General features: G+C 63.5%; 24 protein-coding genes. 15 read left to right on the top strand and 9 right to left on the bottom strand.

The features are described from left to right. Positions 1–39: 39 nt before the first annotated feature. From aspS to nudB, 5 genes are all read left to right on the top strand, one after another. The gene (gene aspS, locus ETQ85_RS17420) at positions 40–1,830 is read left to right on the top strand and encodes an aspartate--tRNA ligase (RefSeq protein ID WP_148580359.1); all 1,791 of its coding nucleotides are present in this window, start codon (positions 40–42) and stop codon (positions 1,828–1,830) included. Positions 1,831–1,962: 132 nt separating this feature from the next. Beyond that, positions 1,963–3,579 (top strand): tetratricopeptide repeat-containing response regulator, encoded by a 1,617-nt coding sequence (locus ETQ85_RS17425; RefSeq protein WP_148580360.1) that lies wholly within the window; start codon positions 1,963–1,965, stop codon positions 3,577–3,579. A 48-nt stretch (positions 3,580–3,627) separates the two neighbouring features. Continuing rightward, positions 3,628–4,011, top strand: coding sequence for a guanyl-specific ribonuclease (locus ETQ85_RS17430; RefSeq protein ID WP_148580361.1), 384 nt, complete (start codon positions 3,628–3,630; stop codon positions 4,009–4,011). 2 nt (positions 4,012–4,013) lie between these two features. After that, entirely contained in the window at positions 4,014–4,457 is a 444-nt protein-coding gene (locus ETQ85_RS17435) for a barstar family protein (protein ID WP_246128800.1), read from the top strand. After that, a complete protein-coding gene (gene nudB, locus ETQ85_RS17440) occupies positions 4,454–4,927 on the top strand; it encodes a dihydroneopterin triphosphate diphosphatase (RefSeq protein ID WP_148580362.1) in 474 nt (157 codons plus the stop codon). The genes ETQ85_RS17435 and nudB overlap by 4 nt, the downstream gene beginning before the upstream one ends. Here nudB and ETQ85_RS26995 read toward each other — a convergent pair. Further along, positions 4,893–5,093, bottom strand: a complete 201-nt coding sequence (locus tag ETQ85_RS26995; RefSeq protein WP_342781960.1) for a cysteine-rich CWC family protein — start codon at positions 5,091–5,093, stop codon at positions 4,893–4,895. The genes nudB and ETQ85_RS26995 overlap by 35 nt on opposite strands. Positions 5,094–5,228: 135 nt before the next feature. Between ETQ85_RS26995 and ETQ85_RS17450 the strand changes: the two genes are divergently transcribed. From ETQ85_RS17450 to ychF, 10 genes are all read left to right on the top strand, one after another. Continuing rightward, entirely contained in the window at positions 5,229–5,645 is a 417-nt protein-coding gene (locus tag ETQ85_RS17450) for an Hsp20/alpha crystallin family protein (RefSeq protein WP_148580363.1), read from the top strand. A 122-nt stretch (positions 5,646–5,767) separates the two neighbouring features. Next, on the top strand, positions 5,768–6,667 hold the full coding sequence (gene argB / locus ETQ85_RS17455) for an acetylglutamate kinase (RefSeq protein ID WP_148580364.1): 900 nt from the start codon (positions 5,768–5,770) through the stop codon (positions 6,665–6,667). A gap of 77 nt (positions 6,668–6,744) precedes the next feature. After that, positions 6,745–7,248 (top strand): disulfide bond formation protein B, encoded by a 504-nt coding sequence (locus ETQ85_RS17460; protein ID WP_148580365.1) that lies wholly within the window; start codon positions 6,745–6,747, stop codon positions 7,246–7,248. 343 nt (positions 7,249–7,591) lie between these two features. Continuing rightward, positions 7,592–10,054: a nitrite reductase large subunit NirB gene (gene nirB, locus ETQ85_RS17465; RefSeq protein WP_148580366.1), complete on the top strand. Its 2,463-nt coding sequence runs from the start codon at positions 7,592–7,594 to the stop codon at positions 10,052–10,054. Between the two features lie 11 nt (positions 10,055–10,065). Beyond that, positions 10,066–10,377: a nitrite reductase small subunit NirD gene (gene nirD / locus ETQ85_RS17470; protein ID WP_148580367.1), complete on the top strand. Its 312-nt coding sequence runs from the start codon at positions 10,066–10,068 to the stop codon at positions 10,375–10,377. A 151-nt stretch (positions 10,378–10,528) separates the two neighbouring features. Further along, positions 10,529–11,743, top strand: a complete 1,215-nt coding sequence (locus ETQ85_RS17475) for a nitrate/nitrite transporter (RefSeq protein WP_148580368.1) — start codon at positions 10,529–10,531, stop codon at positions 11,741–11,743. Between the two features lie 90 nt (positions 11,744–11,833). Further along, the gene (locus ETQ85_RS17480) at positions 11,834–13,540 is read left to right on the top strand and encodes a bifunctional protein-serine/threonine kinase/phosphatase (RefSeq protein ID WP_148580369.1); all 1,707 of its coding nucleotides are present in this window, start codon (positions 11,834–11,836) and stop codon (positions 13,538–13,540) included. Positions 13,541–13,706: 166 nt separating this feature from the next. Then, positions 13,707–15,887 (top strand): putative bifunctional diguanylate cyclase/phosphodiesterase, encoded by a 2,181-nt coding sequence (locus tag ETQ85_RS17485; protein WP_222862200.1) that lies wholly within the window; start codon positions 13,707–13,709, stop codon positions 15,885–15,887. Between the two features lie 92 nt (positions 15,888–15,979). Continuing rightward, positions 15,980–17,173, top strand: a complete 1,194-nt coding sequence (locus ETQ85_RS17490; protein WP_148580371.1) for an acetylornithine transaminase — start codon at positions 15,980–15,982, stop codon at positions 17,171–17,173. 94 nt (positions 17,174–17,267) lie between these two features. After that, positions 17,268–18,359, top strand: a complete 1,092-nt coding sequence (gene ychF / locus ETQ85_RS17495) for a redox-regulated ATPase YchF (protein WP_148580372.1) — start codon at positions 17,268–17,270, stop codon at positions 18,357–18,359. 95 nt (positions 18,360–18,454) lie between these two features. Here ychF and tatC read toward each other — a convergent pair whose 3' ends face one another. From tatC to hisA, 8 genes are all read right to left on the bottom strand, one after another. Next, positions 18,455–19,192 carry a twin-arginine translocase subunit TatC gene (gene tatC / locus ETQ85_RS17500; protein ID WP_148580373.1) on the bottom strand — a complete coding sequence of 246 codons (738 nt, stop codon included), beginning with the start codon at positions 19,190–19,192 and terminating at the stop codon, positions 18,455–18,457. Beyond that, positions 19,189–19,677 (bottom strand): Sec-independent protein translocase protein TatB, encoded by a 489-nt coding sequence (gene tatB / locus ETQ85_RS17505; RefSeq protein ID WP_148580374.1) that lies wholly within the window; start codon positions 19,675–19,677, stop codon positions 19,189–19,191. The genes tatC and tatB overlap by 4 nt, the downstream gene beginning before the upstream one ends. A 103-nt stretch (positions 19,678–19,780) precedes the next feature. After that, a complete protein-coding gene (gene tatA / locus ETQ85_RS17510) occupies positions 19,781–20,005 on the bottom strand; it encodes a Sec-independent protein translocase subunit TatA (RefSeq protein WP_148580375.1) in 225 nt (74 codons plus the stop codon). Between the two features lie 16 nt (positions 20,006–20,021). Continuing rightward, complete coding sequence (locus ETQ85_RS17515; protein WP_148580376.1) at positions 20,022–20,369, bottom strand: histidine triad nucleotide-binding protein; 348 nt, start codon at positions 20,367–20,369, stop codon at positions 20,022–20,024. A gap of 12 nt (positions 20,370–20,381) precedes the next feature. Next, the gene (locus ETQ85_RS17520; protein WP_148580377.1) at positions 20,382–20,708 is read right to left on the bottom strand and encodes a phosphoribosyl-ATP diphosphatase; all 327 of its coding nucleotides are present in this window, start codon (positions 20,706–20,708) and stop codon (positions 20,382–20,384) included. Continuing rightward, on the bottom strand, positions 20,705–21,100 hold the full coding sequence (gene hisI, locus ETQ85_RS17525) for a phosphoribosyl-AMP cyclohydrolase (RefSeq protein WP_148580378.1): 396 nt from the start codon (positions 21,098–21,100) through the stop codon (positions 20,705–20,707). The genes ETQ85_RS17520 and hisI overlap by 4 nt, the downstream gene beginning before the upstream one ends. Beyond that, positions 21,097–21,855, bottom strand: coding sequence for an imidazole glycerol phosphate synthase subunit HisF (gene hisF, locus ETQ85_RS17530; protein WP_148580379.1), 759 nt, complete (start codon positions 21,853–21,855; stop codon positions 21,097–21,099). Before hisF ends, hisI begins: the two co-directional genes overlap by 4 nt. 4 nt (positions 21,856–21,859) lie before the next feature. Continuing rightward, positions 21,860–22,606 carry a 1-(5-phosphoribosyl)-5-[(5-phosphoribosylamino)methylideneamino]imidazole-4-carboxamide isomerase gene (gene hisA / locus ETQ85_RS17535; protein WP_148580380.1) on the bottom strand — a complete coding sequence of 249 codons (747 nt, stop codon included), beginning with the start codon at positions 22,604–22,606 and terminating at the stop codon, positions 21,860–21,862. Positions 22,607–22,661: the final 55 nt, after the last annotated feature.

The raw sequence follows: 22,661 nt of genomic DNA on the forward strand, positions 1-22,661 counted from the left end.
CAGCCGCGTTCCGTTATTTCCAGGAATAAAGATCACACCATGCGAACTCAATACTGCGGCCTCGTTTCCGCCGCCTACCTCGACCAGATCGTCACCCTTTGCGGCTGGGTTCATCGCCGGCGCGACCACGGCGGCGTGATCTTCATCGACCTGCGCGACCGCGAAGGTCTCGTCCAGGTGGTCTGCGATCCGGACCGGGCCGACATGTTCCAGGTGGCCGAGTCCATCCGCGGCGAGTTCGTCCTGAAGATCACCGGCAAGGTGCGTCGGCGCCCGGCCGGCACCGAGAACGCCAACCTGGTGTCCGGCGAGATCGAAGTGCTGTGCCACGACATCGAAGTGCTCAACACCTCGGCCACGCCCCCGTTCCAGCTCGACGAGGAAAACCTCTCCGAAACCACCCGCCTCACGCACCGCGTCATCGACCTGCGTCGTCCGCAGATGCAGAAGAACATGATGCTGCGCTACAAGACGGCCATGGCCTTCCGCCGCTTCCTCGATGCCCAGGGCTTCATCGACATCGAAACCCCGATGCTCACCAAGAGCACCCCGGAAGGCGCCCGCGACTACCTGGTGCCGTCCCGCGTTCACGACGGCCAGTTCTTCGCCCTGCCCCAGTCGCCGCAGCTCTTCAAGCAGCTGCTGATGGTGGCCGGCTACGACCGCTACTACCAGATCGTCAAGTGCTTCCGCGACGAAGACCTGCGCGCCGACCGCCAGCCCGAATTCACCCAGATCGACCTGGAAACCTCCTTCCTGGGCGAAGACGAGATCACCGCGCTGACCGAGGAGATGATCCGCACGGTCTTCAAGGAAGTGCTGTCCGTCGATCTGCCCCAGCCCTTCCCGCGCATCACCTACGCGGAAGCCATGGACCGTTTCGGCTCCGACAAGCCCGACCTGCGCGTCACCCTTGAGCTCACCGACGTCACCGACGCGGTCAAGGACGTGGCCTTCAAGGTGTTCAGCGGCCCGGCCACCTCCGGCGGCCGTGTGGCGGCCATGCGCGTGCCCGGCGGCGCCACCCTGACCCGTGGCGAAATCGACGAGTACACCAAGTTCGTCAGCATCTACGGTGCCCGCGGCCTGGCCTACATCAAGGTCAACGACGTGACCCAGCCGAACGAAACCGGCCTGCAGTCGCCCATCGTCAAGAACCTCAACGAAGCGGCCCTGCGTACCATCCTCGAGCGCACCGGCGCCCAGTCCGGCGACCTGATCTTCTTCGGCGCCGACAAGACCAAGGTGGTGAACGACGCCCTCGGCGCGCTGCGCACCAAGCTCGGTCACGAGAAGGGTTTCGTCAACGGCAAGGCCTGGGAACCTCTGTGGGTCGTGGACTTCCCGATGTTCGAGTACGACGAGGAAAACAAGCGCTGGACCGCCTGCCACCACCCCTTCACCAGCCCCAAGGACGAACACCTGGCGCTGCTCACCACCGACCCGGGCAAGTGCCTGGCCAAGGCCTACGACCTCGCCCTCAACGGCTGGGAAATCGGCGGCGGCTCGGTGCGTATCCACCAGGCCGAAGTGCAGGAAACCGTCTTCTCCGCCCTCAACATCGGTCCGGAAGAGCAACAGGCCAAGTTCGGCTTCCTGCTCGACGCCCTCAAGTACGGTGCGCCCCCGCACGGTGGCCTGGCCTTCGGCCTCGACCGCATCGTCACGATGATGACCGGTGCCGAGTCGATCCGCGACGTGATCGCCTTCCCGAAGACCCAGCGCGCCCAGTGCCTGCTCACCAACGCGCCGTCGCCGGTGGATGAAAAGCAACTGCGCGAACTGCACATTCGCCTGCGTCAGAAGGCCACGGATACGCCCGCAGCCTGAACCTGAAAAGCAATATGTCGTAAAAAGGGGCGAACGGCCTGGCCGCTCGCCCCTTTTTCGTGCGTTTCCCGCTCAAGAATCACCGCTGCGGGCCGTTTGAAGAGGGACCAAAGCTTCACGCCCCCGCTACCCGTGATCGATCTCGCCACAATCTCCGCCCTCGTTGTCGAAGCGAATCCGACCATGCGGACACAGCTTCGCACGATGCTCAACATGAGCGGCATCAGCAAGGTCCAGTTTGCCGTTACGGCCGGTGTGGCTGTACGCAAGCTGCGCGACACCCGCTACGACCTGATTCTTTGCGAATATCACCTCGGCGACGGCCAGGACGGCCAGCACCTGCTCGAAGACCTGCGCCACCACAGCATCATCCCGCTGACCACGCTCTTTGTGATGGTCACCGGCGAGCGCCAGTATGAACGCGTGGTCAGCGCGGCAGAGCTGGCGCCCAACGATTACATCCTCAAGCCCTTCGCCGCCGACACCCTCCACGACCGTATTCAAAAATCCCTGGAGAAGCGTGAAGCCTTCATGCCGGCTTACCGGCTGATCGAGCTGGGCAACGCCCCGGATGCCATCGCTGCCTGCGCCACCGGGGAAGAGAACTACCCCCAGTGGACCGTCGATTTCATGCGCCTGCGGGCCGAGCTGTACCTTGCCAGCGGCAATGCCGACGAAGCCCAGCGGCTGTACACCGAAATCCTGCTGACACGCAGCATTCCGTGGGCCAAGCTGGGCCTCGCCAAGACGCTTTACATGCAGAAGCGCTACGCCGAGTCGGAAGACATCCTCCAGGGCCTGGTCGCCGAGAACGATCTTTTCCTCGATGCCTACGACTGGTTGTCGCGCACCCGCGAAGCCGCCGGCGAACTGGAAGGCGCCCGCACGGTTCTCACCACGGCCACCAACCTGTCGCCCCACCGGATCGGCCGCCTGCGCCGGCTCGGCGAACTGGCCATCGAAACCGGCGATCACGAAGCCGCCGAAAAGGTGCTCACCGAAGTCGTTCGCAAGGGCAAATACTCCGACTTCCGCGATCCGGAAGACCATGTACGCCTGATCCAGGCCCAGCTCGGGCGCGGCGATACCGTCCAGGCCGAAGCCACCATCCGCGATCTCGAACGCTCCATGCTGGGCCTCGACAAGACCAGTTCCTGCTCGTCCCTGTCCAGCGCCATGGTGCATATCAAGAAAGGGGATCACGCCAAGGCCGGGGACGCCATCCGCAACCTCACCAGCGATGGCGCCAACACCAGTGGCCTGTCCCTCGGCCTCAAGAAAGAACTGGCTCGCGCCTGCTTTGCCAGCAACATGACCGAGCACGGCACTGAAGTAATCCTGGACATCATGCGCAACGCCGCCGACGAGCGGACCATGGAGAGCACCAAGACCATCCTGCGGGACGCCGGCAAACCCGAACTGTGCGAGCAGCTCTCTACCCAGATGCAGGGCGAGGTCAAGGATCTGGTCGCCGAAGGCGCCCGCAAGGCGCAAAGCGGTGATTTCGACGGTGCCGTGCAGTTCATGCTCAGCGCCGTGCGCAAGATGCCGGGCAATATCCACGTTCTCTTCAACGCCACGCTGGCGCTGCTCAAGCATGTGGAAAACTGTGGCTGGAACGAGCGCTTTGCCGAGCAGGCCCGCACCCTGATGGAACGGGCCCGCCTGCTTGACCCCGGCAACGCGCGCCTGCCGGCCCTGACTACGTATTACTACAATCTGCTCAAGAAGTACGGCATCCAGCCCTGAGTCGCAGGCTGCTAAACTGCGGGCACCTTATCGCCCATCCCGCCAGTCATGCTCACCCGCCATTTCCGAATTTTTGCGCTGCTGCTGCTCCTGCTCGGCGCGTCCGGCGCCGAGGCGCGCGGCTTTTTTGACTGGGGCAGGTCCGAGGACAGCGCAACGATCGCTGCCGCCAGCCTGCCGGCAGAAGCCCGGGAAGCCCTGGGCCTGATCCGCCAGGGCGGCCCCTTCCCCTACCGGCGCGACGGCATCACCTTCCAGAACAGGGAAAAGCGTCTGCCCGAAGCCGCCTCCGGCTACTACCGGGAATACACGGTGACCACCCCCGGCTCCCGCGATCGCGGCGCCCGGCGCATCATCAGTGGCGGACGGCCCCCGGCCGTCTTCTATTATTCAGACGACCATTACCGCACTTTCCGGCGCATCCAGGACTGATCATGAGCGCACTCCCGTTCCACACTTTGCTCTCCCGCGCCGAACGGGCCGGGATCTATCACATGCCCTTTGCTGCCGACCTCGCCCTCGAAGAAGCCACTGAAAGCCTCGAATACCCCATGTACCGGGTGGACCTGGCCAAAGTCACCGACAAGGAAGGCTTCCTCGAGGCCATCAGCAAGGCCATGGATTTTCCCGACTGGTTCGGACACAACTGGGACGCCCTGGCCGACTGCCTCACCGACCTGTCGTGGATGGGCGCCGATGGCTATGTGATCATCCTCGACCATGCCGACGGCTTCGCCCAGGCCAGCCCCACCGACTTTGCCACCGCCCTGTCCGTTCTCCAGGATGCCTCCGACACCTGGCGCGAAGATGGCGTTCCCCTATGGACCCTGGTCGGCACCGCCTCCGACGGCCTGGACTGGCTACAGGACATCGAATGAGCGAGGGCCACAAGCAGCCTGTGTCAGTGCTGGTGGTCATCCACACGCCGGCACTCGACGTGCTGGTGCTGGAACGTGCGGCAAGCGGCGGCCTGTGGCAATCGGTTACCGGCAGCCGGGAGGACAGCGAAGCCCTTGCGGCCACCGCCCTGCGCGAAGTCGCGGAAGAAACCGGCATTGCGGCCCAGCCGGCCGATCTCGTCGACTGGCATCTGAGCAATCGTTTTGAAATCCTGCACCGCTGGCGCGCCCGCTACGCGCCAGGCGTCAGCCACAATACCGAGCACGTTTTCAGCCTGAGCGTGCCCGCACCGCTGTCGGTACGCCTCGCGCCCGACGAGCACGTCGCCGCCCTGTGGCTGCCCTGGCAGGACGCCGCCGACAAGGTCTTCTCATGGACCAACCGCGACGCAATCCGTCTGGTCGCCCGCAGCCTCAGCGCCGAGCGGCTTCCCCGATCTTCTTTGTGAGGCATTCGGGGCAATAGCACTGGCCGGCGTGCGCCTCCGGCACGCTTAATACCGGGGGCAGGCTGGCGCACCAGCACTCAGCCATACCGGCATTCATTCCACAGGTAAAACGCGCACCACAGGCCGGACAGACATTCGTCGGGGCCACATTCTTCACGTCTTCCACCGGGTTTCTCCTTGGATTTTCAAGCTGCGAGTCTAGCTGCTCAAAGGGGCTTGAAGCACGCGCCGGGCACCCCTATATACACATCAGGGAGGGCACACTGCCCTTGGCCCCGCAGACTTTTCAAGGAGAAAACGCATGAGCAACCTTACTCGCCGTGACCCTCTGGACGACTTCCTCCGCGGCTTCCTGGTGCGGCCCGTCGAATACGGCAACACGACCACCGAGGCCCCGCAGATGAAGGTCGACGTGAAGGAGGCGAACGATGCCTACCTGGTTCACGCCGAGCTGCCCGGCATCAAGAAAGAGGACATTCATGTGCACATCGATGGCCCGGTGGTGTCGATCAGCGCAGAGCGCAAGCAAAGCAGCGAAGTGAAGGAGGGCGAACGCATTCTGCGCACCGAACGCTACTTCGGCCAGGTCTCGCGCAGTTTCCAGCTCGGCCAGGACCTGGATGAAAGCCGGGCCAGCGCCAGGTTCAACGAGGGTGTGCTCGAACTGAGTCTGCCGAAGAAGATTGCAGTCCAGGCCAAGCGTCTCGTCATCGAATGATTGCCACACTGAAAGCCGATAAATAAGCAGAAAGCGGGAAGAAGCCTCTTCCCGCTTTTTGTTTGGAAGCCCGCTCATTACAATCTCGTCTGTCTGCAAACAACCCGGCGCCGCACCAGAAAATGACCGCACACATCGACACCTCCGACCTTACCCCGGCCCAGAAAGCGGCCATCATCGCCGAAGCCCTGCCTTACATCCGGCGCTTCCAGGACAAGACGATCGTCATCAAGTACGGCGGCAACGCGATGACCGACCCGCACCTGAAAGAGTGCTTTGCCCACGACGTAGTCCTGCTCAAACTGGTCGGCTTCAATCCGGTGGTGGTGCACGGCGGCGGACCGCAAATCGAAACGATGCTCTCCCGGGTCGGCAAAAAGGGCGAGTTCGTACAGGGCATGCGCGTCACCGATGCAGAAACCATGGAGCTGGTCGAAATGGTTCTCGGCGGCCAGGTCAACAAGGAAATCGTCAACCTCATCAACCAGGCCGGCGGCAAGGCCGTGGGCCTGACCGGCAAGGACTCCAACTTCATCCGCGCCAAAAAGCTGATGATCGAGAGCAAGGATGTTCCCGGCGATCTGATCGATATCGGCCAGGTGGGCGACATCACCCAGATCGACCCGAGCCTGATCTCCTTCCTCGACCAAGGCGACTTCATCCCGGTGATCGCGCCCATCGGCGTTGGGGAAGAAGGTGAAAGTTACAACATCAACGCCGACGTGGTGGCCGGCAAGCTGGCCGAGATTCTCAAGGCCGAAAAACTGGTGCTGCTGACCAACACCCCGGGCGTGCTCGACAAAGCCGGCACACTGCTCACCGGCCTGACCCCGCGGCAGATCGACGAGCTGGTCGAAGACGGCACCCTCTCGGGCGGCATGCTGCCCAAGATCAGTTCGGCCCTCGACGCCGCCCGCAACGGCGTGAAGAGCGTGCATATCATTGACGGCCGCGTCGAACACTGCCTGCTGCTGGAAATTCTCACCGACCACGGCGTCGGCACGATGATCAAGAGCAAGTAATCCGCCTCTGTGCGGAACTCCGGGGCAAGATGCCGCTCTTCCTACAACCTATTGCCCCGGATTCCGTCCCTCGCCCCATGTTGCTCCGCCTCCCCTTCCGCTCCCTCGCCATCGCCCTGTTCGTCGTCTGCAGCAGCCTTCTGGCCGTCGGACTCTACCTCCAGCACGTCAAGGGCATCGAGCCCTGCCCGATGTGCATCATGCAGCGCTACGCCATGCTGGTCTGCGGGCTGATTGGCCTTGTCGCCGGCCTGCACAACCCCGGACACAAGGGCTTTCTCGCCTATGCCTCACTGCTCGGCGTTGCGGCCCTCGCCGGCGGCGGCGTGGCGGCCCGGCAATCGTGGCTGCAGTGGTTCCCCCCCGCCGTGTCCGAATGCGGTCCGGGCCTCGAGTACATGCTGGAGAGCTTCCCCCTGGCCTCTGCCCTGCCGATGATCTTCCGCGGTGCCGGCGATTGCTCGGTGATCGACTGGACCTTCCTGGGTCTGTCCATCGCCAACTGGTCCTTCCTGGTCTTCGCCACCATCCTCGCAGCACTGATCCTTCATCTGCTGCAGCGCGGCAAACAGCGAACCTGAAAGACGCCCCACCACGGGGCCAGGCGCACCAGTGCAGTGCGCCACTTTTCCATTTTTCCCGCTTTTTCCAGCGATGAAGGCCGGCAATCTGGCCTTCAAGCACTGGCACGCGCATTGCTTATAGCCATCCATCGAATGTGCGCAGACGGCAATAAAGACATTGCTGCACTGCCCGCAACCTGAATCCAGGTGCTTGCGCACCGCATCCCCATTGATGCGGTGACGCGGTCGGGCCAACGGCGGCCCGAACCGCGATCAACGACGATCTCCCTGCAAAAGGCTTAATGCCCGCACCGGATGCCCCGCGCGACCGGCTCGGGGAGAACCAATCGTTGGAGGAATCATGCGCAAACTGAAACTGGTCATGGTCGGAAACGGGATGGCGGGTGTCCGCACGCTGGAAGAGCTGCGCAAGATCGCGCCGGACATGTACGACATCACCGTGTTCGGCGCCGAGCCGCACCCCAACTACAACCGCATCCTGCTCTCCCCGGTGCTCGCCGGCGAGATGACCATTCAGGACATCATCCTCAACGACCTGCAGTGGTACGCCGACAACGGCATCACCCTGCACCTGGGCAGCAAGGTCACCGAGATCGACCGCAAGAACCGCTCGGTGATTGCCACCGACAAGAATGGCGAACTGATCACCGTCGATTACGACCGCCTGCTGATCGCCACCGGTTCCAGCCCCTTCATCCTGCCGGTGCCGGGCAAGGAACTGCCGGGCGTGATCTCCTACCGGGACATCAAGGACACCGACGAGATGATCGACGCCGCGGCGAAGTACCAGCACGCGGTGGTCATCGGCGCCGGCCTGCTGGGCCTCGAAGCCGCCAACGGCCTGGCCCTGCGCGGCATGGACGTGACCGTGGTGCACAACTCCGAGTGGATCATGGAGCGCCAGCTCGACCGCACCGCCGGCAAGATGCTGCAGTCCGCCCTTGAAGCCAAGGGCATGAAGTTCCGCATGAGCGCCCAGACCGCCGAATTGCTGGCGGGTGACGCCGGTCGCGTCGCAGCCATCAAGTTCAAGGACGGCGAGAGCATCCCCGCCGACCTGGTGTGCATGGCTGCCGGCATCCGCCCCAACGTGGAACTGGCCGAAAAAGCCGGCATCCACTGCAACCGCGGCATCGTGGTGAATGACACCCTGCAGACCTACGACCCGCGCATCTACGCCGTCGGTGAATGCGCCAACCACCGGGGCACTGCCTACGGTTTGGTCGCGCCGCTGTTTGAACAGGCCAAGGTCTGCGCCAACCACCTGGCCATGTACGGCATCGGCCGCTACCAGGGCTCGGTGACCAGCACCAAGCTCAAGGTCACCGGTATCGACGTGTTCTCCGCCGGCGACTTCTCCGGCGCGGAAGGCACCGAGGACATCGTCCTCCACGACCCCGGCATGGGCATCTACAAGCGCCTCGTGCTGAAGGGCGACAAGCTGATCGGCGCAGTGCTCTACGGCGACACCAAGGACGGCGCCTGGTACTTCCAGCTGCTCAAGGATGAACAGGACATCCACGACATCCGCGATCACCTGGTGTTCGGCAATTCCCACCTCGGCGATGTCGGCCACAAGGGCAACAGCATGGCCGCCAGCATGCCGGACAGCGCCGAAGTGTGCGGCTGCAACGGCGTGTGCAAGGGCACCATCGTCAAGGCCATCCAGGAGCACGGCCTGTTCTCGCTGGAAGACGTGCGCAAGCACACCAAGGCGTCGAGCTCGTGCGGCTCCTGTACCGGCCTGGTCGAACAGATCCTCGCCTCCACCGTCGGCGGCGCCTACACCCCGGCGGACTCCAACAACAAGGCGGTGTGCGGCTGTACCGACCACTCCCACGGCGAAGTGCGCAAGGCGATCAAGGACAACAAGCTGCTGTCGGTGGTCGAGGCCCAGAAATTCCTCGCCTGGAAGACCCCCAACGGCTGCGCCAGCTGCCGCCCGGCGCTCAACTACTACTGCATCTCCACCTGGCCCCACGAGGCCATCGACGATCCGCAGAGCCGCTTCATCAACGAGCGCGCTCACGCCAACATCCAGAAGGACGGCACCTATTCGGTCGTCCCGCGCATGTGGGGCGGCCTGACCACGCCGGGCGAGCTGCGCGCCATCGCCGACGCGGCCGAGAAGTACAAGGTGCCCACCGTCAAGGTCACCGGCGGCCAGCGCATCGACCTGCTCGGCGTGAAGAAGGAAGACCTGCCCGGCATGTGGTCCGATTTCGCCAAGGCCGGCATGGTCTCCGGCCACGCCTACGGCAAGAGCCTGCGCACCGTGAAGACCTGTGTTGGCGCCGAGCACTGCCGCTTCGGCACCCAGCGCTCCATGACCCTCGGCGTGAAGCTCGAGAAAATGCTTTTCGGCATGTGGAGCCCCCACAAATTCAAGCTGGCCGTCTCGGGCTGTCCGCGCAACTGTGCCGAGTCCGGCATCAAGGACATCGGCGTGATCGGCGTGGATTCGGGCTACGAGCTCTACGTGGGCGGCAACGGCGGCATCAAAACCGAAATCGCCCAGTTCTTCTGCAAGGTGAAGGACGACGACGAAGTCATGGAATACGGCGGCGCCTTCATCCAGCTCTATCGCGAAGAAGGCTTCTACCTGGAGCGCACCTGCCACTACCTCGAGCGGGTCGGCCTGGAACACGTCAAGAAGGCGGTGCTCGAAGACGCCGAGCAGCGCAAGGCGCTGTACGAAAGGCTCCTCTTTGCCCTGCAGAACTACAAGGACCCGTGGGCCGAGATCTTCGAGGACAAGCCCGGCGGCACCTTGAAGCGCGAATTCGAAATCATCAAGGTATAAGGGGCGAGCACATGACTGAATGGAAAAAGATCTGCGCCGTCAGCGACGTGCCGGTCCTCGGCTCCCGGGTGGTGGAAAGCGAAGCGCACGGCCGCATCGCGATCTTCCGCAACTCGACCGATGAAGTCTTCGCGGTGCGCGACAAGTGCCCGCACAAGGCCGGCCCCTTGTCCCAAGGCATCGTCCACGGCAAGACCGTCACCTGCCCGCTGCACAGCTGGAAGATCCAGCTCGACGACGGTCAGGTGGTGCCGCCCGATGTGGGCTGCGTCAAGCACTTCCCGGTCAAGGTGGATATGGGCGAGGTTTACCTCGAACTCTAAGAACTCACGAAACGGGGGCTGCGTCCTGCCCCGGCAGTCTCCCCCCGCCGCCCCCGCTGCGTGAGCCCCACCTGAATCACCCGAATTTGGCATTACCCCGGCAGCGCCCCACTGGCGCCAGCCAGGGACAACTCATCCCCAGGAGTCTGAAATGGATCGTAAATCCTTCCTCAAGGCCGGCCACACGCCCACGCTGATCGCCGCCTTTCTCTACTTCGACCTCGCCTTCATGGTGTGGGTACTGCTCGGTCCGCTGGGCGTACAGATCGCCGCCGACCTCGGCCTGACCCATTCCCAGAAGGGCCTGATGGTGGCCACCCCGGTACTCGCCGGCGCGCTGCTGCGCCTCGTCATGGGTGTACTGGTCGACCACCTCAAGCCCAAGATGGCCGGCGCCATCGGTCAGGTCATCGTGCTTTGTGCGCTGGCTTTCGCCTGGCAGTACGGCATCCACAGCTATGAAGAAACCCTGATCCTCGGCCTCTTCCTGGGCGTGGCCGGCGCGTCCTTCGCCGTCGCCCTGCCCCTGGCCTCCCGCTGGTATCCGCCGGAGCACCAGGGCACCGCGCTGGGCATTGCCGGCGCCGGTAACTCGGGCACCGCCATGGCAGCACTGTTCGGCCCCGGCCTGGCGGCCGCCTTCGGCTGGGTAAACGTTTTTGGCCTGGCGCTGATCCCGCTGTCCATCGTCTTCGTGCTCTACCTGGTCATGGCCAAGGATGCCCCCGAGTGCCCGCCGGCCAAGTCCCTCTCCGAATACCTGAAGGTGCTGCAGGACAAGGACTCCTGGTGGTTCATGTTCTTCTACTCGGTCACCTTCGGCGGCTTCGTCGGCCTGGCTTCATCGCTGACCATCTACTTCAACACCCAGTACGGGCTGGATGCCAAGATGGCCGGCTACTTCACCGCTGCCTGCGTGTTTGCCGGCAGCCTGGTGCGCCCCATCGGCGGTAACGTGGCTGACCGCATCGGCGGCATCAAGAGCCTCACCGTCATGTACATCCTGGCGGCCATCTTCCTGGCCATCGTCAGCATCGGCCTGCCCGAAGCCTGGCAAGCCCTGGCCATCTTCGTGTGCGCCATGCTGTCGCTGGGCATGGGCAACGGTGCCGTCTTCCAGCTGGTGCCCCAGCGTTTCCGCAAGGAAATCGGCGTGATGACCGGCCTGGTCGGCATGGCCGGCGGTGTGGGCGGCTTTTACCTGGCCTCCAGCCTGGGCTACAGCAAGCAGGTCACCGGCAGTTACCAGGCTGGCTTCCTGATTTTCGCCGCGCTGGCGATCGCCGCACTGATCGGCCTCACCGCGGTGAAGAAGCGCTGGCGCACCACCTGGGGCGCCCCGCACCTCACCGCCGCCAAGATCTGATTCTGTGGGTCGGACTTCAGTCCGACAAACCCCCGCTGAAGCAGCGCTGTCGGGCTAAAGTCCGACCTACAGGAACTTGACGATCGCCCCATGACCACCGCCACACTCCAGGCCTCCCTCGGCTACTCTTCCCTCACCGGCCCGCGGCCGCGCAATGAAGACTTCTGCGGTGCCGTCACGCCCGAGGGGCCAGAACTGGACAGCAAGGGCATCCTGGCGGTGGTGGCGGATGGCGTCGGTGGCCATGCCAACGGGCGCGAGGCGTCCGAGTACACCGTGCGCGGCCTGCTCTCCGACTACTACGCCACCCCCGACACGTGGGCGGTGAACAAGGCCCTCGACACAGTCATCTCGGCCCTCAACCGCTGGCTGGTGTCCCACGCTGCACGCACCCGCGAAACCGCCGGCATGGCCACCACGCTGACAGCCATCGTGCTGCGCGGCAGGCGCTACTACCTGGCTCACGTGGGCGACTCGCGCATCTACCGCCTGCGCGCCGGCAAGCTGGAACAGCTCAGCACCGACCACGTGTGGGAACACCCCGAGCTGAAGAACGTGCTGTCCCGCGCGGTCGGACTCGATGCCCACCTGTCGGTCGATTACGCCGACGGCGAACTCGAGGCCGGCGACGTCTTCGCACTGATGAGCGACGGCGTGTGGGGCCAGCTTGGCGACCGCAAGATCGCCGACATCCTGTGCGCCGAATCGGACCCCCAGGACGCCGCCGCCCGCCTCGCCATGAGCGCCGAAGACAGCGGCAGCCAGGACAACTGCACCGCGCTGGTCATGCGCATCGACGCCCTGCCGGCCGACAAGCTGCGCGACAACATTGCCCGCCTGCACCGCCTGCCGCTGCCGCCCAAGCTCAAGCTCGGGCAAACGCTGGACGGGCTCACCGTCGAAGCCGTGCTCCATGAATCCATTGCCACCCTGCTCTACCGGGTGCGTGACAGCCACGGCCACGCCCGCGTCCTCAAGACCCTGCGCCCCGAGCACGACGACGCCGAATCCGCAGCGGCCCTGGCCCACGAGGAATGGCTGGCCCGGCGGGTCAACGACGCCTACTTCCCGCAGGTCATCGCCCACCCGGAACGCAGCCACCTTTACTACCTGATGAGCTGGCACGATGGCGCAACGCTCAAGGCCCGCCTCGACAACGGCCACCGCTTCGGCAGCGGCGAGATCGCCGACCTGGGCGAGCGCATTCTCAAGGGTGTCGCCGGCCTGCACCGCCTGTCCATCGTCCATCGCGACATCAAGCCCGACAACCTGCACCTGGACGCCGAAGGCCGCCTGCGCATTCTCGATCTGGGTGTCGCCGCCTCCGATGCGCAGGTCGAAGGCCAGAAGTTCGGCGAGATCAACAACCCTGGCACTCCCACCTACATGGCGCCCGAGCTGTATGGCCCGAAGACCATCGCCGCCAACGAACAGACCGACCTCTACGCGGTGGGCGTAACCCTCTACGAACTGCTCACCCGCAAATACCCCTACGGCGAGATCGAGCCCTTCCAGAACCCCAAGTTCGGCGATCCGGTGCCGCCCACCCGCTACCGGCCGGACACCCCCGAGTGGCTGGAAGCAGTACTACTGAAGGCCGTCGCCCGCGATCCGAAAGCCCGCTTCGAGACCGCTGAGGAATTCCTGCTGGCCCTCGAACGCGGCGCCCGCCGGCCCCTCGCTGTACCGCGCCGGTCACCGCTGATGGAGCGTGATCCGCAGATGGGACTGAAGCTGCTCGCGCTGGGATCGGTCGTCATCAACATCTTGCTTGTTTATCTGCTCATGGTCCGCTGAACATCACCCCGCCGGCACCGCGCAACAGGAACCCAGCGGCAGCGTGTATGCTGCTTGCCCCCTGGGCGCGATCCTGACGGACAGAATGAAACGTTTCCCCGCTGACGCAAGGCAGACCGGCAAACCACTGTTTGATAGCGGCACCAGCCGAAAACTGCTCCGTTTCATGAGCATCACCCTGCTATGCATCGGCGGCGTCAGCGCCATGACCACGCTGCTTGGGTCCCTCCCCACCACCATCCGCTGGCTGGTGCATGGGGGCATCATTGCGCTTCCACTGCTGAGCCTCGCCCTGCTGGAACAGCAGCGCATCCGCGCCGCCGGCCATGTGCTGCTGTGGGGGTGCTGGATCCTCGCCCTCCTCAGCGCACCGTCCACCAGTGGCAACCGCAGCATCGGAGTGACGATCATTCCGGTGCTGATCGTGCTGATGGGCTGGCTGGTCGCCCCCCGGCAGGCCATCATCATGGCCGGGACGAGCATCATCGCGCTCCTCGGCATTTCCCTGTCGGAGCACTACGCCTGGATCGCGCTGGAAGGTCCGATCCCGCCCCTGTCCCGCTGGACCATCCTGACCGGAATGATCCTCGTGACGACCCTGCTCACGGCGCTCTCCTACCGCCTCTACGCCACCCGCTTTGCCGAGCAGCAACATCTCGCCGCGACCCTCGAACTGGTCACCGAGCGCAGTCCGATCATGCTCGCCTCCGTCGATGAAAAAGACCGCTACCGCTACGTAAACCGCAACTACGCGGCCTTCCACGGCAAGATGCCCACCGACCTGATCGGGACACCCGTGTCACTGCATCTCGGACCAGGCGGCGCCCAGGCGCCCATCCTCGCCATCGAAAAAGGCAATGGTTCGGCCCGCTACCGCCAGCTCCGCCAAAACGTGCAAACGGGGACCGAATGCTGGCTGGAAATCGACGCCCAACGGGCGACCCGGGAAGACGGTATCTACGATGGCTATTACGCCATCCTGCGCGACATCACCGACGAAGTCCGGAGTGCCGAGCAGATCCAGTTCATGGCCTACCACGACTCGCTCACCAGCCTCCCCAACCGCACCCTGCTCGCCGACAGACTGCGCCAGGCCATCGTCCGCGGCGAACGGGAAGACAGCCTGATCGCCGTCTGCTACCTGGATCTGGACGGATTCAAGCTTCTCAACGACACCTGGGGGCATTCCACCGGCGACATGGTGCTGATTCAGCTGGCCGCCCGGCTGCAGGAATGCGTGCGCGGCACCGACACCGTGGCCCGCCTGGGGGGCGACGAGTTCGTGGTGCTGATCGGAGGCATCCAGAACCGGCAGGAGATTCCCGTCGCCGTGGGACGCCTCATCACCGCCATCAGTCGTCCGATATCCATACATGCCGGCACCGAAGTCGGCGTTTCCGCCAGTATCGGGGTCGCCGTCAGCCCCCACGACGGAGAAGATCCAGACGTCCTCCTGCGCCATGCCGACCAGGCCATGCTGATGGCCAAGCAATCCGGACGCAATCGCTTCGCCCTCTTCGATACCGAACTGGAGCAACGCATGCGAACTCTTCACCAGATCGCCGCCAGTGTCGAAAAAGGCCTGGCCGACGGTGAGTTCCGCCTGTTCTACCAGCCCAAGGTCAACATGCGGCTCGGTACCGTCATCGGCGCCGAAGCTCTGATCCGCTGGCAGCATCCGGAGGAGGGTCTGCTCCTGCCGGCCAGCTTCCTCCCCTACATCGAAGGCAATCCGATGGCGAGCCGGCTCGGACAATGGGTGCTCGGCGAAGCCCTCTCCCAGATCCGCCAATGGGCAACGCAAGGCCTGCAGCTGTCGGTCAGCGTCAATATTTCCAGCCACCATCTGCAGGATGCGGACTTCACCGAACAGCTCGCCAACCTGCTCGACGCCCATCCGGACGTGCCCGCCGAACGGCTGGAAATCGAAATTCTCGAAACCTCTGCCATGGAAGATGTGGAGAAGACGGCCCGGATCATCCGCGCCAGCTCGGTTCTCGGCGTCAGCTTCGCGCTGGACGACTTCGGCACCGGCAACGCCTCCCTCACCGACTTCCGGCGCCTCCCGGCCCAGACACTGAAGATCGACAAATCCTTCGTCCGCGACATCCTGGAAGACCCGGAGGACCTGGCCATCGTCAAAAGCATCGTCGCCCTCGCCAACAGCTTCGAACGCCAGGTCATCGCCGAAGGGCTCGAGAGCATCGCACACGGCGCACCTCTGCTTGGCCTTGGCTGCGATTGCGCCCAGGGCTACGGCATCGCCCACCCCATGCCGGCAGACGCCATCCCGCCCTGGATTGCCAACTGGACGGCCCCTGCCGAATGGCTTCAGGCAAGTCGCTGATCGTCCCCGATACGGATGAAATTTCCGTGAAATCCGCCTTGGTGGCGACCAGAGGGCTAATATTTACGGCCTTTAATCAGGAGACACCTTTCATGCGCTACGGCGAATTCGACAGCAACTCGTTGATGAGCATCACTAACCGTCCCGAGCTCACCTTCGTGTGGGGCGAAGGCTCCTGGCTGTTCGACGACAAGGGCAAGGCCTATCTCGACTTCGTCCAGGGCTGGGCGGTGAACTGCCTCGGCCATTGCCCACCCGAAATCCGCGATGCGCTGACGGCCCAGGCCGGACAACTGATCAATCCCAGCCCAGCCTTCTACAATGGCCCGGCCATCGAACTGGCCAGCCTCCTCACCACCCACTCGGCCTTCGACCGGGTATTCTTCGCCAATACCGGCGCCGAAGCCAACGAAGGTGCCATCAAGCTGGCCCGCAAGTGGGGCAAGGTTCACAAGGGCGGCGCGTTCGAGATTATCACCTTCGAGCACAGCTTCCACGGCCGCACCCTGGCCACCATGTCGGCCTCCGGCAAGCCCGGCTGGGACACCCTCTTTGCCCCCCAGGTGCCCGGCTTCCCGAAAGCCCGTCTCAACGACATCGACTCGGTAAAGGCCCTCATCGGCCCGAAAACCGTCGCCATCATGCTCGAGCCGGTACAGGGCGAAGGCGGCGTGATTCCTGCAGAACCGGACTTTCTGCAGGCCCTGCGCGCCCTCACCCACGAGCAAGGACTGCTGCTGATCGTCGACGAAGTGCAAACCGGCATGGGCCGCACCGGCCGCCTGTTCGCCTATCAGCACGCCGGCATTGACCCGGACATCATGACCCTCGGCAAGGGCATCGGTGGTGGCGTCCCCCTTGCAGCACTCCTCACCCGTGAGGAAGTGTGCTGCTTCGAGCCCGGCGACCAGGGCGGCACCTACAACGGCAATCCGCTGATGACAGCTGTTGGCGTCGCCGTTCTGCGCCGCCTGTTGTCGCCCGGCTTCCTCGACGGTGTCGAAGAGAACGGTCGCTACCTGGCCGTCGCCCTCGAGCGCCTGGTCATTCAGCACAAGCTCGTCGGCGAACGCGGCACCGGTCTTTTGCGCGCCCTGATCCTCGACAGCGACCGTGGCCCAGCCCTCGTCAAGGCCGCCCTGGAGCACACACCCACGGGCCTTCTGCTCAACGCACCACGCCCCAACCTGCTGCGCTTCATGCCGTCGCTGACCGTCAGCAAGGCCGAAATCGACCAGATGGTCAGCCTCCTCGACACCCTGCTGCACGCCACCCGCGGCACCTGAAACCGCGTCGGCCTTTGGATGAACGGGAACCCGCTTTACAATAGCGGGTTTTCCGGCTCGTCTGGCCGGAAGCCCTGCACATCAAAGGAATTCCATGGCTCTCCAATGCGGCATCGTCGGCCTGCCCAACGTCGGCAAATCGACCCTCTTCAATGCCCTCACCAAGGCCGGCATCGCTGCCGAGAACTATCCGTTCTGCACCATCGAGCCCAACGTCGGCATCGTCGAAGTGCCCGACCCGCGCCTTGACGCCCTGTGCGAGATCGTCAAACCCCAGAAAACCCAGCCGGCCATTGTCGAATTCGTGGACATCGCCGGCCTGGTTGCCGGTGCCTCCAAGGGCGAAGGTCTGGGCAACCAGTTCCTCGCCAACATCCGCGAGACCGACGCCATCGTTAACGTAGTGCGCTGCTTCGACGACGAAAACGTCATCCACGTGAATGGCAAGGTCGACCCCCTCGCCGACATCGAAACCATCGTCACCGAACTGGCCCTGGCCGACATGTCCGCCGTCGAGAAGGCCATCCACCGCGAAAGCAAGAAGGGCCGCTCCGGCGACAAGGATGCACAGAAGCTCGTCGCCATTCTCGAAAAGCTGCTGCCCCACCTCAACGAAGGCCAGCCAGCGCGCACCATGGCGCTCAGCGACGACGAAAAGCTGATCCTCAAGCCCTTGTGCCTGATGACCCTCAAGCCCGCCATGTACGTCGGCAACGTGATGGAAGACGGCTTCGAAAACAACCCTTACCTCGACCGCCTGCGCGAGCACGCCGCCAAGGAAGGCGCGCCGGTCGTCGCCCTGTGCGCCAAGATCGAAGCCGAACTGGCCGACCTGGACGACGAAGACAAGATGGCCTTCCTGGCCGACCTGGGCCTCGAAGAGCCGGGCCTCAACCGCCTGATCCGCGCCGGCTACCAACTCCTCGGCCTGCAGACCTACTTCACCGCCGGCGTCAAGGAAGTGCGCGCCTGGACCATCCACGTGGGCGATACCGCCCCGCAGGCAGCCGGCGTGATCCACACCGACTTCGAGCGCGGCTTCATCCGCGCCCAGACCATCTCCTTCGACGACTTCATCAAGTTCAAGGGCGAAGCCGGCGCCAAGGAAGCCGGCAAGATGCGCTCGGAAGGCAAGGAATACGTGGTCAAGGACGGCGACGTACTGAACTTCCTGTTCAACGTGTAAGCACCACCAGGGCCCGGTGCTTTCCGGGCCCCAAAAGAAAAACCCCGCGAATCGTGCTGATCGCGGGGTTTTTATCGGACATGCAACCCGAAGAACTACTCGGCGACCGCTTCGGTCCTGGTCTTCGTCACAAACCGCGCCAGGAAAATCCCCAGCTCGTAGAGCAGGCACATGGGAATCGCCAACATCAGTTGTGACACCACATCTGGCGGCGTCACTACCGCAGCGACGACAAAGGCGCCAACGATGACATAAGGCCGTGCTTCCTTGAGCTTGGGCACATCGACGATGCCCATCTTGGTCAGGACGATCACGAACACCGGCACTTCGAAGGTCAGTCCGAAGGCCAGGAACATCGACATCACAAAAGCCAGATACTGTTCAATGTCAGGCGCCGGCGTAATGCTCTTCGGTGCGAACTGGGCAATGAACTTGAACACTGTCCCGAATACGAAGAAATAGCAGAAAGCCATCCCGGCGATGAACAGCACCGTGCTGCCCACCACCAGCGGCAGACCCAGGCGCCGCTCGTGGGCGTACAGGCCCGGCGCGATGAAGCACCAGGCCTGATACAACACAAAGGGCAGCGCGATCACGAAAGCCACCATCAGGGTCACCTTCATGGGCACGAAGAAAGGCGTCACCACACCGGTGGCGATCATCCGCGTCCCCTCGGGCAGCGCCTGCATCATCGGATGGGCAAGGATGTCGTAGATATCCCCTGCCCACGGCATCAGGCCCACGAAAACCACCACGACGGCAACCACGGCCCGCAACAGACGGTCCCGCAGTTCGACCAGATGGGAAATGAAGCTGTCTTCCTGATCGCTCATGACTTCGCCTTCCCGGACGCAAGGACGGTCTCATCACTGGTGGGCCCCGCCTCGGGATTCGGCGTGACATGCGCAGCGGCCGCCTCCAGCTGCCGGTCGAGCTGGACAGCAGCGGCGTCGAGATCGACCGGAGCCGTAACCGTCGCTTCACCGGAGATGGACGACTTCATGCTGTTTTCCAGCTCGGCCACCGCTGACGAAGCCGACTGCAGGGACGACGACATGCCGTTTTCAATGCCCGCCGCCTCGTTGCGCACCGTGCTTTCAAACTCCATTGCGGACTTGCGCGCCTCTTCCTGCAGCTTCTTCAACTCATCCAGCTGCATTTCCCGGTTGATGTCCGACTTGACGTCGGAAACGTAACGCTGCAGGCGGCCAAGAAGGTGCCCGGTGGTACGCGCCACCTTGGGGAGACGTTCCGGACCGAGCACCAGGAGCGCCACGATACCGATGACCATGAGCTCCGAAAAACCGATATCGAACATCCGATTCGCCTAACTTTTTAAGTACGCAGAAAAAATCAGGCTACACAAACGAAAAAGGGGCAGCTCAAAGCGCCCCTTTTCCGCGCCTGCCGCGGGTCCGGATTCAGGACTTGTTCTTTTCCCGCGCTTCCGCATCGATGGTCTGATTGTTGCCGTCGGCAATTTTCTGCCCTGCTTCGCCAGGCTTGCCGGCCTCCTGCATGCCGTCCTTGAAACCCTTGACTGCGCCACCGAGATCCTGCCCGATGTTGCGCAGCTTCTTGGTACCAAACACGAGCATGACAATAACCAGAACGATCAGCCAATGCCAAATGCTGAAGGAACCCATTTAATTCTCCTAAAAACTACCGTTTAAGCATCGGCCCGACTGGCTCTTGCCCACCCACGATGTGCATGTGCACATGCATGACTTCCTGTCCGCCGACGCGACCGGTATTGATAATGGACCGAAAGCCGTCAGGACTTCCTTGATCGACGGCAATACGGTTCGCCACTACCAGCATCCTGCCGAGTACAACCGCATCGGCCTCGGTGGCTTCGGCCAGCGAGGTGATGTGCTTTTTCGGTATGACCAGGACGTGCACCGGGCGCTGGGGCTGGATGTCCCGGAAGGCCAGGACCTCGTCGTCCTCATACACCTTCGCTGCGGGGATCTCGCCCCGCACGATACGGCAGAACAGGCACTCCTGCATTGGACTCTTTCCTTACTTGACCGTTCGCGCTTTTTTCTCGTCGATGCCCGACACCCCTTCGCGGCGGCGGAATTCGGCGAGCACGTCATCAACCGACAGGCCGAAGTGGGCCAGCAGGATCATGGTATGGAACCATACATCGGTGACTTCCCACACCACGTGCAGCAAGTCCTTGTCCTTGGCGGCCATGATGACCTCGGCGGACTCTTCGGCAACCTTCTTGCAGATCGCGTCGGTGCCCTTGTGGAACAGGCCGGACACGTAGGAGGACTCGGGGCTGGCGTCCTTGCGTGCAGCAAGGGTCTCGGCCACACGGTGCAGCACTTCGATATCGATCATTTGTAGATGTCCTTCGGGTCTTTAAGAACCGGATCGACGGCCGACCAGCTGCCGTCAGCGAGGTATTTCTGAAAGAAGCAGCTGCGCCGCCCGGTGTGACAGGCAATACCGCCCACCTGCTCGATCTTCAGAAGTACCACGTCATTGTCGCAATCGATGCGGATCTCGCGGATCTTCTGCGTGTGGCCGGACTCTTCGCCCTTGTGCCACAGCCTTCCGCGAGAGCGCGAGAAATATACTGCTTCACCTGTTTCAGCCGTCCGCGCCAAGGCCTCGCGATTCATCCACGCGAACATCAGCACGTCGCCGGTTTCGGCATCCTGGGCAATCGCGGGGATCAGTCCGTCCTTGTCCCAGGCAAGTTCGTCAAGCCATGCCGAATTGGCGCTCACAGGCGCACCTCGATACCACGGGCACGCATCAGTTCCTTGGCTTCACGCACAGTGTGATCACCGAAGTGAAAGATGCTGGCCGCCAGCACCGCATCGGCACGGCCGAGAGTCACGCCGTCAGCCAGGTGGTCGAGACTACCGACCCCGCCGCTGGCGATAACCGGAATCGACACCGCATCCGAAACCGCGCGGGTCAGTCCCAGGTCGAAACCGTTCTTGGTGCCGTCCCGGTCCATGCTGGTGAGCAGAATTTCGCCAGCGCCAAGAGAAGCAATTTTCTGCGCCCACTCGACGACATCAAGGCCTGTCCGGTTGCGGCCGCCGTGGGTGAACACTTCCCACTTGCCCGGTGCAACCTGCTTGGCGTCGATGGCGACGACGATGCACTGACTGCCGACCTTGCCGGCCGCATCGGCCACCACCTGCGGATTGTTCACCGCGGCGGTGTTGATGCTGACTTTGTCGGCACCGGCATTGAGCAGCCGGCGCACGTCATCGACAGTGCGCACGCCTCCGCCCACCGTCAGCGGAATGAAGACCTGCTCGGCCACCTGCTCGACCACGTGCAGGATGATGTTGCGGTCGTCCGAGCTGGCGGTGATGTCGAGAAAGGTGATCTCGTCGGCACCCTGCTCGTCATAACGACGGGCCACCTCGACGGGATCGCCGGCATCCCGCAACTCGATGAAATTAACACCCTTTACAACCCGCCCGGCACTGACGTCGAGGCAGGGGATGATGCGCTTGGCCAGCATGGGATCAGTCGGCCTCGGCAAGCTCGTCGGCACGGGCCTGGGCCGCACCGAAGTCGAGCGTGCCTTCGTAGATGGCCCGACCGGTGATGGCGCCGGTGATGCCTTCGGACTCCACCGCACACAGGGCCTCCACGTCGGCCATAGCCGCAATGCCGCCACTGGCAATGACAGGAATGCGCAGGGCCTGGGCGAGCTTCACCGTGGCTTCGATATTCACGCCCGAGAGCATGCCATCGCGGCCGATGTCGGTGTAGATCACGCCTTCGACGCCATAGTCCTCGAACTTCTTGGCGAGGTCGATGACGTCGTGGCCGGTGAGTTTGGACCAGCCGTCCACTGCCACCTTGCCGTCCTTGGCATCGAGCCCGACGATGATGTGGCCCGGGAAGGCACTGCAGGCATCGTGCAGGAAGCCGGGGTTTTTCACCGCGGCGGTGCCGATGATGACGTAGGACAGGCCGGCGTCGAGGTAGCGTGCAATGGTATCCAGGTCACGGATGCCGCCGCCGAGTTGAACCGGGATCTCGTCGCCAACCTCTTTGAGGATGGCCTTGATCGCCGCTTCGTTCTTCGGCTTGCCGGCAAAGGCACCGTTCAGATCAACCAGATGCAGGCGCCGGGCGCCCTGGTCGATCCAGTGTCGGGCCATGGCCTGGGGGTCTTCGGAGAAGACCGTGGCAGCGTCCATTTCGCCTTGTTTCAGGCGCACGCAGTGACCGTCCTTGAGGTCGATAGCGGGAATCAGCAGCATAGGAAGAGAAGGGCGGTAGGAGTTGAAACGGAACGACGGAATGGATCGGAGCGTG

It is taken from the genome of Zoogloea oleivorans (genome assembly GCF_008107625.1).
GTDB lineage: Bacteria > Pseudomonadota > Gammaproteobacteria > Burkholderiales > Rhodocyclaceae > Zoogloea > Zoogloea oleivorans.

What these genes read in the sequence shown, in the direction of transcription:
- aspS (WP_148580359.1), top strand. Translation starts at nt 40, where the DNA reads ATGCGAACTCAATACTGCGGCCTCGTTTCCGCCGCCTACCTCGACCAG.
- ETQ85_RS17430 (WP_148580361.1), top strand. Translation starts at nt 3,628, where the DNA reads ATGCTCACCCGCCATTTCCGAATTTTTGCGCTGCTGCTGCTCCTGCTC.
- ETQ85_RS17435 (WP_246128800.1), top strand. Translation starts at nt 4,014, where the DNA reads ATGAGCGCACTCCCGTTCCACACTTTGCTCTCCCGCGCCGAACGGGCC.
- nudB (WP_148580362.1), top strand. Translation starts at nt 4,454, where the DNA reads ATGAGCGAGGGCCACAAGCAGCCTGTGTCAGTGCTGGTGGTCATCCAC.
- ETQ85_RS17450 (WP_148580363.1), top strand. Translation starts at nt 5,229, where the DNA reads ATGAGCAACCTTACTCGCCGTGACCCTCTGGACGACTTCCTCCGCGGC.
- argB (WP_148580364.1), top strand. Translation starts at nt 5,768, where the DNA reads ATGACCGCACACATCGACACCTCCGACCTTACCCCGGCCCAGAAAGCG.
- ETQ85_RS17460 (WP_148580365.1), top strand. Translation starts at nt 6,745, where the DNA reads ATGTTGCTCCGCCTCCCCTTCCGCTCCCTCGCCATCGCCCTGTTCGTC.
- nirB (WP_148580366.1), top strand. Translation starts at nt 7,592, where the DNA reads ATGCGCAAACTGAAACTGGTCATGGTCGGAAACGGGATGGCGGGTGTC.
- nirD (WP_148580367.1), top strand. Translation starts at nt 10,066, where the DNA reads ATGACTGAATGGAAAAAGATCTGCGCCGTCAGCGACGTGCCGGTCCTC.
- ETQ85_RS17475 (WP_148580368.1), top strand. Translation starts at nt 10,529, where the DNA reads ATGGATCGTAAATCCTTCCTCAAGGCCGGCCACACGCCCACGCTGATC.
- ETQ85_RS17480 (WP_148580369.1), top strand. Translation starts at nt 11,834, where the DNA reads ATGACCACCGCCACACTCCAGGCCTCCCTCGGCTACTCTTCCCTCACC.
- ETQ85_RS17485 (WP_222862200.1), top strand. Translation starts at nt 13,707, where the DNA reads ATGAGCATCACCCTGCTATGCATCGGCGGCGTCAGCGCCATGACCACG.
- ETQ85_RS17490 (WP_148580371.1), top strand. Translation starts at nt 15,980, where the DNA reads ATGCGCTACGGCGAATTCGACAGCAACTCGTTGATGAGCATCACTAAC.
- ychF (WP_148580372.1), top strand. Translation starts at nt 17,268, where the DNA reads ATGGCTCTCCAATGCGGCATCGTCGGCCTGCCCAACGTCGGCAAATCG.
- tatC (WP_148580373.1), bottom strand. Translation starts at nt 19,192, where the DNA reads ATGAGCGATCAGGAAGACAGCTTCATTTCCCATCTGGTCGAACTGCGG.
- tatB (WP_148580374.1), bottom strand. Translation starts at nt 19,677, where the DNA reads ATGTTCGATATCGGTTTTTCGGAGCTCATGGTCATCGGTATCGTGGCG.
- tatA (WP_148580375.1), bottom strand. Translation starts at nt 20,005, where the DNA reads ATGGGTTCCTTCAGCATTTGGCATTGGCTGATCGTTCTGGTTATTGTC.
- ETQ85_RS17515 (WP_148580376.1), bottom strand. Translation starts at nt 20,369, where the DNA reads ATGCAGGAGTGCCTGTTCTGCCGTATCGTGCGGGGCGAGATCCCCGCA.
- ETQ85_RS17520 (WP_148580377.1), bottom strand. Translation starts at nt 20,708, where the DNA reads ATGATCGATATCGAAGTGCTGCACCGTGTGGCCGAGACCCTTGCTGCA.
- hisF (WP_148580379.1), bottom strand. Translation starts at nt 21,855, where the DNA reads ATGCTGGCCAAGCGCATCATCCCCTGCCTCGACGTCAGTGCCGGGCGG.
- hisA (WP_148580380.1), bottom strand. Translation starts at nt 22,606, where the DNA reads ATGCTGCTGATTCCCGCTATCGACCTCAAGGACGGTCACTGCGTGCGC.